At 64.2% G+C, this 13,974-nt stretch carries 4 protein-coding genes; all 4 read left to right on the forward strand.

Annotation, left to right across the window (positions count from 1 at the left end; genetic code table 11):
• Positions 1–3 precede the first annotated feature (3 nt).
• The 4 genes from AC13GI_RS00565 to AC13GI_RS00580 all read left to right on the forward strand — a co-directional run bounded on the left by AC13GI_RS00565 (position 4) and on the right by AC13GI_RS00580 (position 13,822).
• On the forward strand, positions 4–12,390 hold the full coding sequence (locus AC13GI_RS00565) for a hemagglutinin repeat-containing protein (RefSeq protein WP_482995210.1): 12,387 nt from the start codon (positions 4–6) through the stop codon (positions 12,388–12,390).
• Between the two features lie 12 nt (positions 12,391–12,402).
• Positions 12,403–12,753 carry an Imm8 family immunity protein gene (locus AC13GI_RS00570; protein ID WP_049468065.1) on the forward strand — a complete coding sequence of 117 codons (351 nt, stop codon included), beginning with the start codon at positions 12,403–12,405 and terminating at the stop codon, positions 12,751–12,753.
• Positions 12,754–12,771: 18 nt separating this feature from the next.
• Complete coding sequence (locus tag AC13GI_RS00575) at positions 12,772–13,065, forward strand: hypothetical protein (RefSeq protein WP_482995211.1); 294 nt, start codon at positions 12,772–12,774, stop codon at positions 13,063–13,065.
• Between the two features lie 181 nt (positions 13,066–13,246).
• Entirely contained in the window at positions 13,247–13,822 is a 576-nt protein-coding gene (locus AC13GI_RS00580; RefSeq protein ID WP_152904630.1) for a hypothetical protein, read from the forward strand.
• Positions 13,823–13,974 lie beyond the last annotated feature (152 nt).

The raw sequence follows: 13,974 nt of genomic DNA on the forward strand, positions 1-13,974 counted from the left end.
GAAATGAACAGCATCTATCGCCTGGTTTTCAACCGCGCGCTGCGCGTGTGGCAGGTCGCTTCGGAACTGGTGAAGGGCGGCGGTGGCCTGGTCGGCCAGGTCGCTGGCCGGCAGAGCGCGGCGTTGTCGCCCTTGGGCTTCGCGCTGATGTGCGCATTGGGATGGGTCAGCTTGGCGCCCGTGGCTGAAGCGCAGTCGGGTGGCCACATCGTGTCCGATCCCAATGCGCCCGGCCGAGAGCGGCCCACCGTGGTGACCGCGCCGAACGGTGTGCCGATGGTCAACATCACCACGCCTTCGGCCGGTGGTGTCTCACGCAACCGCTATTCGCAGTTCGATGTCGGCCGCGAGGGCGTGATCCTCAACAACGCGCGTGGCCAGGTGCAGACGCAGTTGGGCGGTTGGGTGCAGGGCAATCCATGGCTGGCCACCGGCAGCGCACGGGTCATCCTCAATGAGGTCAATGGCCCGGCCAGCCGACTCAATGGCTACGTGGAAGTGGCTGGACAGCGCGCCGAGGTGATCATCGCCAATCCGGCAGGTATCCAGGTCAACGGCGGCGGCTTCCTCAATGCCAGCCGCGTCACGCTCACCACCGGTACGCCGATGTTCACCGGTGCCGGTGCACTGGAAGGTTATCGGGTCAGTGGTGGGGCGATCGAGGTCAATGGCGATGGCCTCGATACCAGCCGCGCCGACTACACCGACCTGATCACCCGATCGCTGAAGGTCAACGCCGGCATCTGGGCCAACCAGCTGCAGGCATCGCTCGGCAACAACGTCGTCAGTGCCGACCACAGTCAGGTGACCGCCACGGCGGCCAGCGGCGATGCACCGACCTTCGCGCTGGACGTGGGCGCGCTGGGCGGCATGTTCGCCAACAAGATCTGGCTGGTGGGCAATGAACACGGCGTGGGCGTGCGCAATGCCGGCAGCATCGGTGCGCAGGCCGGCGAACTGGTGGTGACGGTGGACGGCCGGCTGGAGAACACCGGCGCGCTGCAGTCGCTGCAGGACGTGCGCGTGCAGGCGAGCGGCGATCTGGCCAACAGCGGCACGATAGCCGCCACGCGCGAGGCTGCAATCACTTCCGGCGGCACGCTGGACAACAGTGGCGGCAAGCTCAATGCACAGCGCCTGCAGCTGCAGGCGCAGGGGCTGCGCAACCGTGGCGGTGCCATCGAGCAGACCGGCATGCAGGCGTTCAATGCCAACGCGGGCAGCGTGAGTAATCGCAGCGACGGCCTGATCGGTGCGCTGGATGCGGTGGCGTCGGGCGGTACCGGCGGTACCCCCGGTAGTGGTACCTCGCCGGGAAGCGGCGGAACGCCAGGTACCGGAACGCCCGGTACGGGTACCCCGGGTACCGGTACGGGGGGCGGTACGCCGGTGACGCCGGTGGTTCCGTTGGCCGCGGGTGTGCTGGACATCGCCGGCCTTCTCGACAACGACGGTGGCAGCATCAGCAGCGGCGGTCGTGTTTCGCTGGTTGCCGGCAATGGTCTGGACAACAGCGGCGGCCGCCTTGGCGTGGCCGCGCTGCAGGCCACGGGCGATCTGAACAACGATGGCGGCACCCTGCAGGTGCACGGCGACGCTACGCTGCAGCTGGGTACGCTGTCCAACCAGAAGGGCACGCTGAGCGTGGCCGGTACGCTGCAGCTGCGCGCACAGTCGCTGGACAACCAGGCAGGCGAGCTGCGCCATGCCGGCAGTGCAGCATCGGCCTGGACGGTGCACGACACGTTCAACAACGACGGTGGCCTGCTGGCCAGCAATGCCGAGCGCCTGACCCTGGGCGCAGGCCGGGTATCCAATGCGGGTGGCCGCATCGAGCATGCCGGTGACGGCGGGCTGCTGCTGACCACCGGCGACTGGGCCGGTGCCGGTGGCCGCCTGAGCACGCTCGGCCGCCTGGACTGGACGGTGGGCAACGCCGACGTGCGCAATGGCACGCTCACTGCAAAGCAGTTCCAGATCGTCGCCGGCACGCTGGACAACCGCGGTGGCAACCTGCTGTCGCTGGGCAACCAGGGCAGCACGCTGCGCGCCGGTACGCTGGACAACAGTGCCGGCGGCACCGTGGCCGGCAATGGCGATCTGAACCTGACAGCGACCACGCTGGACAACAGCAGGGGCCTGCTGCAGCAGGCAGGCAATGGCTCCCTGCGCGTGCACGCCGATACCCTGCGTGGCAGCGAAGGCCGCCTGCTCAGCAACGGCGACCTGACGCTCACCGGTGGCCAGCTGGATGTGAGTGGCGGCACCACCTCCGCCCAGAACGTGCAGATCAACGCCGATGGCCTGCGCAATACCGGTGGCCAGATTGTCTCGCTCGGGAATTCCGAGCTGGCGCTGGATGTGCGCGGAACCTTCGACAACCAGGGCGGGCAGGTGCTCGGCAATGCAGGCCTGCGCATCGACGCGGGCCGCATCGACAACCAGAAGGGCACGCTGCAGTCGGCCGGTACCCAGGGCGCGACGTTGAGCGTGCGCGACGAGCTGGACAACAGCGCCGGTACGATCTCCGGTAACGGTGCGTTGCAGCTTCAGGTTGGCAGTCTGCTCAACCAGGGCGGCAGGGTACTGGCTGCGGGTAGCGGCCTGTTGCAGGTGCAGGCCCGCGAACTGCTGGACAACCGCAACGGCGGCCGTCTGGCCGGCACGGGCGATGTGCTGTTGCAGGCGGCGCGGCTGGACAACCGCAGCGGTGCAATCGAACACGCGGGCAGCGGCACGCTGCAGATCCGTGCCGACGCGCTGCAGGGCGCGGCGGGCCGGATTCTCAGCCAGTCGTCGCTGACGCTTGAGGGTGGAGAGCTGGTGCTGGGTGCCGGCAGCACCACCCAGGCCGAGCGCATTGCGATCAATGCCGAACGCCTGGACAACGCCGGCGGCAACCTCAGCGCAACGGGCAGCGATGCGCTGCAGGTGCGCGTGGCGCAGACCATGGACAACAGCGGCGGCACGATCGCCGGCAACGGGGCGCTGGACGTACAGTCCGGTGAACTGCTCAACCGCAAGGGCACGCTCAGTGCCGCCGGTACGGCCGACAGCGTGCTGCAGGTTACCCGGACGCTGGACAACCATGAAGGCGCCATCGCCAGCAATGCCAACCGGCTGACCATTGCTGCCGCGCGGGTCGACAACACCGCCGGTTCCATCCGCCAGGCCGGCAACCAGGGCCTGGACATCACCACGACCCGCCTGGATGGCAGCAAGGGTACGCTGGTGTCTGCGGCCACGCTGACCCTGCGTGCGGACGAGGTGGACCATCGCGAGGCAACGCTGGGCGCTGATCGCTTCGACCTTGAGGCCGGAACGCTGGACAACGCCGGTGGCCGCATCATTGCCAGTGGCGAGGGCGCCAGCCGCATCAATGCCACCTCACTGGGCAATGCCGGCGGTACGCTGGCCAGCAATGGTGACCTGACGCTGCAGGCACAGACGCTGGACAACAGCGCAGGCAAGATCCAGCACGCCGGCAGCGGCCAGTTGCAGGTGCGCGCGCAGACCCTGCTGGGGTCGGGCGGCAGCGTGCTCAGCAATGGCACGTTCGTACTGGACGGCAAGACCCTCGATCTGTCGAAGGCAACCACCTCGGCGCGCCGCATCGATATCACTGCCGATAGCCTGACCACCGCCGGCGGTGCGCTCACTGCCACCGGTGAAGAGGCACTGCGCCTGCGTGTGCAGGGGCTGCTGGACAATCGCGGCGGCTCGCTGGCCAGCAACGGTGTGCTCGACGTTGCCGTACAGCAGCTGATCAATGCGCAGGGCACCCTGCAGGGTGCCGGCAGCGGCCGTTCCACCCTGGCCATCGGCCAGGCACTGGACAACCAGACCGGGCGCATCCTGTTGGCTGGCGCCGGCACGATCACCGCGGCCAGCGTCGACAACCGCGGCGGTACCGTCCACGCCGGTGGCAACGAGCTGGTGCTGGGCATCGACGGTCGTCTCGACAACGGCAGCCAGGGGCTGCTGTCCAGCGCCGGTGCGATGACGCTGGACGCTGCCAGCCTCGACAACCGGCATGGCACGGTGGTGGCAGGCAAGGACCTGTTGCTGACCACGGTCGCAGGCGTGGACAACAGCGATGGCGCGATGCAGGCCGGCGAGCTGCTGCAACTGCAGGCCAACGGCCTCGACAACCAGCGCGGCACGCTGCTGGGCGGCCAGCTGACCGTCGATACCCGTGGCCAGCGGCTCGACAACCGCAGTGGCACGCTGGGTACACAGACGGGTGCGCTGACCGTGCACAGCGGCGCGTTGGACAACCAGGGCGGCCGGATACAGTCGGCCACTGATCTGCGCATCGATACCGCAGGGCAGGCCATCGACAACCGGGGCACCGCCAGCAGTGGCGGCCTGTTGGCGGCGGGCACACTGCAGCTGGACGGTGGTGCGCTGGACAACCGCGGTGGCACGTTGAGCGCACAGGACGATGCGCGGCTGCTGCTGGCCAGTGTTGACAACAGCGCCGGCGGTACCCTTGCCAGCGCGGCGGGCCTGTCGCTGCAGGCGACGACGCTGGCCAACGGCGCCGGGCGCGTGCAGGCCGGGCGCACTCTCGACCTGACCCTGAGCGGGCACCTGGACAACACTACCGGCGCGATTGCCGCTGGCCAGCTGCTGATCCTCACCGCAGCCAGCGTGGACAACCGCAACACCCGCGGCGGCGATGGCACCCGCGGCCTGCAGGCAGGCCAGCTGCAATTCGGAACGCAGTGGCTGGACAACAGTCAGGGCCAGATCGTCACCGATGGCGGCGCTCGGCTGCAGGTCAACGGCCAGCTGCAGAACAACGGGGGTGTCATCACCACCGGCGGCAACCTGGACAGCAGTGCCGACAGCGTTGCCAACAGCGGCGGCCTGCTGCGGGCCGATGGCAGCCAGACCCTGGTGGCGCGTGCGCTCAGTGAGGACGGCCAGGTGCATGCCCAGCGCGACCTGAGCCTGACCCTGCAGCAGGGCCTGAGCAACCGCGGCGAATGGGTGGCCAACGGCACGCTGGCTCTGCATCTGTCCGGCGACCTGGACAACCAGGGCGTGCTGCGCGGCGGCAACCTCGATCTCAACGCGCAGAACATCACCAACGCTGCCAACGGCGAGATCTCCAGCGAAGGCGTTACCCATCTCAATGCCCGCGGCCAGCTGACCAATCGCGGCCTGATCGACGGCAAAGTGACCCACCTTGAAGCCGACGTGCTGGACAACCTCGGCACCGGCCGCATCTATGGCGACCACGTGGCGATCTCTGCCGGCGTGCTGAAGAACCATGCCGAGGATGCCAACGGTGCCACCCGCGTCGGCACCGTGGCCGCGCGCGAGCGCCTGGACCTGGGCGTGCGCGAACTGCAGAACACCGGCAAGGGCCTGATCTACAGCGGCGGTGATGCGGCCATCGGCGGATCGCTGGGGGCTGACCGCATTGCTGCGGGCACGGCCGGCAGGATCGACAACATCGGTTCGATCATCGATGTGGCCGGCAACCTGGCGATCGATGCGCAGGAGGTCAACAACATCCGCGAAAACGTGGTCATCACCCAGACCACGACGGTGAATGCGCCAGTGCGCATGGATCGGCCGGCATGGTGGCGCAACGGCAAGAACGGCACCGAGAACATCCGCAGTACCAGCCACTACAGCGCGCACGAGGTCTATTACCTCAATCCCGCCGACATCCTGGAGGATACGCCGCACATCACCCCTGACGGCTTCACCGTACACCGTGCGGTGGTGCGCCTGACAGCACAGACCAGTGCCTACTTCTTCGGGCGCGGCGGGCTCTATGCCGGCCTCGGCGAGCGTTCGCGCTTGAACGTGCAGGATGGCACCGTGGTCATGTACTACGTCGGCCGCCAGGACAACCAGATCAATCCCGACCAGGTCGCCAGCGGCGCGGATGATCCGTTCACCGAGCTGAGTGGGCTGCATCCGGATGCACCGCCCTTCCGCTACATCGACGACAAGCTGACCTATTCCAACGCGTATGGCACCTGCACCACCAACTGCGTGCAGCTGTGGACCTTCAAGGACTACGATCCTGATCGCACCCTGACCAACCCACAGTTCTCTGGCGGCAACTCCACCAGTGGCAACGAGGAATACCGCCTCGCTACACGCAAGGTCACCGAGGACGTGCTGGGGCCGGGCGTCGGTGCGGACGCGGTCATTCGTTCGGGTGGTGCGATGCGCATCGGCACCGACCATCTGAAGAATCACTACGGCAGCATCGCTGCCGGCGGCAATCTGGATATCGTCGGCCTGACCGCCACCGCCAAGGTGGAGAACCTCGCAGCGACGCTGTACCGCACGCACGAATTCAACAATGTCAGTCGTACGTTCGGTGGCAGCGTGTTGACCTGGAGCAACCCGGCGATCTCCGAAGTGACAGGGAAGATCGGCGGCAGCATCACCAGCGGTGGCACGCTCACCATCGACGTGGGCGATCTCAGCAACCTCAACCAGGGCCGCAACGCGCCCAACGTCCAGGATGGCGCGGCAATGGCCAACCTCAACGTGCAGGGGCCGAAGACGCTGCCGGACGGCCCTGGCCACGGTGGTGCGCAGGGGCCGGGCCATGCCGGTGGAACAGATGCGGAGCGCGCGCTGGCGCAGGCGGCCGACGCCGCTGGCACGCAGCAGGGCGGGACGGTGGGCGGCATTGCCGGCAACGGCGCCGCATCCGGGGCGCGCGTGGTTGCGGCCGCCGGCGGCTCGCCGGATCGCATCGCGATGGGCGCGCCGGACACCCGTGTACCCGCGGCCAGCCTGTTCAACGTCAACCGCAATGGCGGCAACTATCTGGTTGAAACCGATCCGCGCTTCACCGACCACAAGACCTGGCTGAGCTCGGACCACCTGCTGGGACAGATGGGCTACTCGCCCGATACCGTGCAGAAGCGGCTGGGTGACGGTTACTACGAACAGAAGCTGGTGCGCGAGCAGATCGGCGAGCTGACTGGCCGCCGATTCCTTGATGGCTATGCCAGCGATGAGGCGCAGTACCGTGCGCTGCTGGAAGCCGGCGCTACCGTGGCCAGCGAATGGGGCCTGCGGCCGGGCGTGGCGCTGACCGAGGCGCAGATGGCCCAGCTGACCAGCGACATTGTCTGGCTCGTCGAGCAGACCGTGACGCTGGCCGACGGCAGCACCACCACCGCACTGGTGCCGCAGGTGTACCTGCGCCTGCGCCCGGGTGACCTGGACGGGCAGGGTGCGCTGCTGGCCGGCGCCAATGTCGATATCAAACTGGCCAATGGCCTGGTCAACACCGGTGACATCGCTGGCCGCAAGCTGGTGACCATCGACGCCGGCAACATCGAACACCTGGGCGGCAGCATCTCCGGCCAGTACGTCGGGCTGTCATCGGACAAGGACATTCGAATTGCCGGTGCGACCGTTAGCGCAACCGATGCGCTGTCGGTGCAGGCGGTGGGCAATGTGACGGTGGCTTCCACGGTGGAAACGCAGCGGGGTGGTGGCACCCACCAGTACGAGACCAACCGCATCGACCGGGTCGCCGGCCTGTATGTGACCAACCCCAGCGGTGATGGCATGTTGTCGGTGGTTGCGGGCGGTGACATCAGCCTGCAGGCCGCGCAGATCCGCAATGCCGGCACCGATGGTCTTACCCAGTTGGTGGCAGGTGGGAATCTGGATGTCGGCGCGATTGCGCTGGACGAGCGCCGCGATGCCACCTTCGACGACCGCAACCACCAACGCACCAGCAAGACAACGCACGCTGCCACATCGGTGCAGGGCGGCGGCGATGTGGTGCTGGCTGCCGGCAAGGACATCAACCTTGCTGCAGCGCAGATCAAGGCCGGTGGTGGCCTGGCATTGCAGGCCGGTGGTGACATCAACAGCCAGGCACTGGTGGACAGTGAGAGTCGCGACTTCGCCAATGCGAGCAAACGCAGCTCGCTGCAGGTCAGCCAGAGTGATGAGACGGTGCGCGGCAGCACGCTGCAGGCAGGCGACAATCTGCTGCTGAGCGCTGGCCGCGACGTGAACCTCACGGCCGCACTGGTCGACAGCAGCGATGGCGCAGTCAGCGTAGCCGCCGGCCGCGACGTCAACCTGCTCTCGGCCAACGAGACGCACGACTACAGCCTGGACAGCTACGAGAAGAAAAAGAAGACGCTTTCCAGCACTACCACCACGCGCAGCGTCGACAACAGCGACAGCTATGCCATCGGTACGGCGATTCAGGGTGAGAGCATCAACATCACCGCCGGCCGCGATCTGACCGCAGTCGGTGCGGTGGTCGATGCCACCGGCAACGTGATTCTGGGGGCGGGCAACAATGTACTGATCACCGCCGCCGAGGACCATCACAGCAGTGAGTCCAGCCAGAGCAAGAAGAAATCCGGCATTACAGGAGGCTTTGGCAACGGCGTGGCATCGGTGGGCTACAGCAGCGCGAAGAACAGCAGCACCAGCGCCGAGCAGTCCATCACCCAGGTCGGGTCGGCCATCGCCTCGCGCGAAGGTAATGTGCTGATCAATGCTGGCAACCAGCTGACGATTGCGGCCTCGGACGTCGCCGCTGGCGAAAACCTGACGCTGGTGGGCAAGGACATCGCCCTGCTGGCGCGGCAGGACACCACGGACAGCGAATCCAGTCAGGCGAGCAAGTCCAGCGGATTCTCGGTGGGCGTGACCTACGACCCGACCAAGGCCTACCGCAGCGCCCGTGATTCGACCACCGACGGCATGGCCGACAGCGGCTCGGCGATGGGACGGATCACCCGCACCGCTGAAGGCGCTGCGTCCGGCCTGCGTGCGGCCACTACCTCGACCGTGGTGACCGCCGGCAGCCAGCGCTCCAACAGCGAGCAGAGCCATTCGACCAGTGACGCTCGTGTCACCCAGTTGGCTGCAGGAGGCGATCTCACGCTGATTGCCAACGGTGGCTCGATCCTCAGCCAGGGCACGCAGATGTCGGCCGAGGGCAACGCCGTGCTGCTGGCCACCAAGGACATCGTGTTCGACGTGGCCCACAACACCGAGCGCAGCGACAGCAGCAGCCGCGGCAAGGGTTGGGGCCTTGCCAACAACACGAGTGGGCTGCCGTTCGGTACCAACAACTCGCAGAGCCAGGGCAGCGGCAGCAGCGACACCATCACCGGCACCCAGCTGTCGGTGGGCGGTGGCGTGCGCATGGCCACCACCGAGGGCGATATCAGCCTGACTGCGGCCAACATCGCCGCCGAGAAGGACGTGAACATCCGTGCGGCTGGCGATCTACTGGTGCGCAGCGGGCAGGACACGGTCAGCAACGCCAATACGTCGGACAGCAAGGCGATCGGCTCGGTACAGATTTCCGATACCGAAAAGTTCTCCGGCTGGCACCGCGAGCAGCATCAGGACGACAGCGCGCAGGTGTCACAGGTGGCCAGCAGCATCGGCAGCCTGGGCGGCAGCGTGAACCTGACGGCTGGCGGCAAGTACACGCAGACGGCCAGCAACGTAGTGGCCGCCAAAGACGTGAACATCACTGCCGCCGAGATCGAGCTGCTGACCGCCGACGAAAGCGGTCACTACTCGCAGAGCGACAAGGACCTGAAGATCGGCGTGTTCGCGCGGGTGAAGTCGCCGCTGATCGACCTGATCAACAACGTGGACGCGGCCCGCCAGTCCGATGACCGTCTGCAGAAGATGCAAGGCATGGCTGCCGGCGCCAACGCGTACCAGGCGGCCAGTGCGATCTCGGCGCTGTCCGGCCGTGCCGGCAGCGGCGACCTGTTCAGTGCTGAGGCCGGTATCGGCTTCAAGACCGCCAACAGCAGTGCAGACGGCAGCAGCACGGTTTCGCGAGGCTCGACCATCCAGGGTGGCGGCAACGTCAACCTGACCAGCACGACGGGCGGCATCCACGTAGTGCAGGGCAACCTGAGCGCAGGCAACACACTCAGCCTGGATTCTGCCGGCGACATCCTGCTGGAAGCGGGCAAGGCGCACGTGGCAGACCGCAGCAAGAGCAGCAATGCCGGCGCCGAAGTGGGCGTTGGCGTGGTGGTGGGCGCGCAGACGGGCGTCTATGTGTATGCAGAAGCCAGCGTGGGCAGCAGCAAGGCGAACTCGGACAGCAACACCTGGCAGAACACCACGCTGACCGGCCAGAACATCTCGCTGAAGGCCGAGGGTGACACCACGTTGCGCGGCGCGACCGCCACGGCCGACCGCATCGACGTCAAGACCGGCGGCACGCTGACGATCGAATCGCTGCAGGACATGGCCGAGAGCATGTCCAAGAACAGCCAGGTGGGTGGGCGCGTGCAGGTGGCCTTCGGCAACGCGTGGAACGCCGATGGCTACGCCAGTGCAGGCAAGGCCGAGGGCAGCTACCAGGGCGTGGGCCAGCAGAGTGGCTTGTTTGCCGGCAACGGTGGCTATCACGTGGATGCTGGACACGTGAACCTGATTGGCGGCGCGATTTCCAGCACCAACGCGGCCAACAGTGAACTGACCGCGCAGACGCTGACCTTCAGCGACCTGCAGAACCAGATGGACTACTCGGCCAGCTCCGGCAGCATCAGCGGTGGTGCGGGCGGCAAGATGAACGGTTGGGACGCGAAGGAAGGCACCACCGCTCCGCGCGGTGGCCCGGGCATGCCGATGTCGGAGCGCGGCAGCGACAGCAGCTCCACGCTTGCAACGTTGACTGAAGGCAACATCACCATCGGCGGCAAGCAGACCACGGCGGCGGAGCTGGGCATCAACACCGATGCCAGTGCCGCACATCGCGCGCTGGAGGCATTGCCGGATGCCAGCAAGCTGCTGGCGGACCAGCAGGCGATGGCGGGAGCGATAGGGACGGTGGTTTCCACGAGCCAGCAGATTGCCAACGACATTGGCAGTGCGGGCGCGAACAGGATCACCGACAAGTATCGGGAAGGGCTGAGCGTTGAAGAAAGGCGGGTATTTGATGAGCTTTCTTCGGACGAGCAGTTCAATCGCCTGAAAGTGTTTGATCCGTCATACCCCGAGGCATTGGTCACGCAGCAGAAGTGGGCTCCTGACGGCGTCTATGGCCGCGCGCTTGGCGCGGTAACCACCGCTCTGGTGGGAGGCATGTCCGGGCAGGGGCTGGGCCAGCTCGGTTCCAACGCGCTGGCACCGTATGCGGCAGAACTGATCGGCAAGACGTTCGACCCGAACAAGCAGAGCGCTGTGCCCAGTGAGGCCATGCAGATGCTGTCGCACGCGCTGCTGGGCGCGTTGTTGGCTGAGGCCAATGGTGGCTCGGCGGGGAGCGGGGCGCTTGCGGCCGGTGGTGGTGAGTTGGCAGCGAAGTTCCTGACGGACAAGCTATTCGGCGGGGATCCCTCGAAGCTGAGCCCACAGGAAAGGGAAACAGTTCTGGCGCTGTCGCAGGCGGTGGGAGCTCTGGCGGGCGGGTTGTCGGGACAGGATCTGGCGGACATCGCGTTGAATGCGGGGATTGCCAGGAATTCTGTTGAGAATAATTTCCTGACCGAGCCGCAGGCGCTGGTGCTTAAGGAGCAACTGGACGAGTGTGGCTCGGATCTGGCGTGCCAACAGATGGTGCGGAATGTGTCGAAGGAAGTGTCCCGGAGCATGGATTACGAGTTGCTCTCAGTCTGCACTGCTAACTCTGCAAGCCCAGCCTGCCAAGCCTTTGTGGGTGCTGCTGTCGCGTACAAGTACGGCACTTGGGCCGGCGATCTTGGGATCTACGATGATCTGAGCCGCAGCAGTGAGGCACTTAGCTCGTTCGCGCACTCCATGAACGGAACTGCTTACCGCCAGCTCATCTTTGAAAACGGTGGGCTAAAGCCTGTCTACATCATGCCTCAGGAGTACACGGTCGCTGCGCTTGCACAGTGGACTGGCAACTTTGACAAGACCGTCGATCAGTACGGAATCTTCTCCAAGGAAGCATCTGCCGAGCTAGGGTTGGGTCTTGCAAAGGTGCTGCTTCGAAAATATGGGGTTGTTAACATTGTTGGCGGAAATGGGGGGTTTGGTTCGGGCGCATCGACAAATTCTGCAGACTATCAACGACTCAAGGATGCGCTAACGGCTGAGAATCTCAGAGCTATTGGCGCCAAGGATCCCCGCCTCGGTGCTGCCGTCGGAGGCAGCGGGTCGAGTAACCCAAACTTCGGTATTGGTAGAGGTACTCATGCAGATGCGGAGCGAATGGGTATGATATGGGTTGGCGACGGGGCAAGACGGATGAGCGACGGGATTGGTTGGATCAGTGCCGATGGAACCAGGGCATATCGGCCACCATCAGAAAAGGCTAGCAAGCTGGCGGGAACTGGAATGCAGGCGAACTTTGAGAGGTACGATATTAATGTAATTACAGGTGCTCGAACGAAGGTTGGCAACGGCCATTTGGATATTGATAGGTGATCGGGGTTGGGCATGAAGGCGATTTTGAAGGGTGTATCAAATGATCTCTTTGATTTGAGTGGGTGGGCGCCCGATGGCGTCGACTTTATGATTGATCTTAGAGTCTCTGTTGGTGCTGCTGGTATATCGGGCGCTGATGATTTTGAATTGAATGTATGCACGCCTGGCTGGCTGCGTGATAATTCGTTCGCGCCTCGCTGGGGAAGAGGGTTGTTGATTGTGAATGATTTTAATTATTCCGTTATTCAGGATATTATCGCCAGGTACATTGATGGGTGTGACGGCGATTCGTGGGATGAAATAGTTGCCAAGCTATGTATGGTGATGAAATGGGAGTTTGACGACTACTCTATTGCCCAATAGTTCATCTTCGATAAGTATATGCTGAAATCGACAAGTGGCTGGATTGATTCCCCGGATGGGGAATTGATCAGGAAGCGGCTTCTTGCGGAATTGGGGGCCTTTCAAGTCGTCGTGGTTCTTCATCATTATTTTGGCCAGGCGGAGGAGTACTTTGTTCTGATGGTGGATCGCTCTTCAATCGTCGAAGTGGAGGTTTCGTCGAATGGTGTCGAGGACTTCTCAGCGTCCTCGATAGCTGACTATCTGAGGATGAATAGAAAATTGCCGGCCTCATTTAGGTTTGATATCGAGGTGGCTCGCGCTCTGAGTTGATGGTGCCATTATGGGTGCAGTTGGGCGCTGCTGTGTCGGTCGGGAAGTGTGGCGGTGCGCCGAGCTGCTGGAGTTTTGCATCCATGATCTTGGTTCAGCGTGAGGCCGATCCAAAATCTGGAGGGATGTAGGTGTGAGAACACTTTTGTCTGATTGGTGCGCGTTCTGTGAAGGGTCGGCTGTGTTTGATAAGTCCCATTTTTTGGGGTTGTTGAAAGAGCACGGAACCGATGTCGAGCTCCGGAAGATATTTGGTTATTTTCGATCTTCGTTGGATTTGCATGCGAAGGCTGTCAAGGTTATTTCTTCCGGTAGCCTGGACGGTTCGTTGTACCTGCGTCCGCGTTTCTCAACGTCACGCGAAGAGATTGTCAGGCTTGGAAGTGAGTGGCTGAGGGGGCAGGAGGAGATATGCGGAAAGATAGGTGATGTTGAGATTGAAGGAATCTGCAGGCGCGCGAAGGTGGTTTTTGCTGCCGAGAGTGATCTGGATTCCGCGCTTCAGCGTGATATTCCTCATCACTGGCTGTTCGATGGAATTGGTGATTCGCTGAGGGCGAGCAGGATATCCGAGTCTGATCAGGTGTATGCGTTGCTTGAGGCGCTTTATGGGTTGGCTGCCGACTATTATTTGGCATGGTATATCGGTGGCTCCTTGTTTGAGTTGGATGTGGATTTCGGTCCTTATTTTGAATTCTGGCGCATGGGTGGGCGGTGCGCATTGACTGAGACGGAGTTTCTGATTTCCAATCAGTAACTGGTTGCCGCGCATGCATTCATTTCTGCTGCCGCTCGCTGCCCGGTAGTGTGCTGGTGAAGGCGCCTGCAGCGCGTGCGCATGGCCACCACGGAGGGCAACATCAGCCTGACCGCAACCAACATCGCGGCCGAGAACGATGTCAGCATCCG

Source organism: Stenotrophomonas sp. 82F1, from assembly GCF_056861525.1.

Bases quoted from the DNA above. Each gene is read 5' to 3' on its own strand.
- AC13GI_RS00565 (WP_482995210.1), top strand. From the start codon at position 4: ATGAACAGCATCTATCGCCTGGTTTTCAACCGCGCGCTGCGCGTGTGG.
- AC13GI_RS00570 (WP_049468065.1), top strand. From the start codon at position 12,403: ATGAAGGCGATTTTGAAGGGTGTATCAAATGATCTCTTTGATTTGAGT.
- AC13GI_RS00575 (WP_482995211.1), top strand. From the start codon at position 12,772: ATGCTGAAATCGACAAGTGGCTGGATTGATTCCCCGGATGGGGAATTG.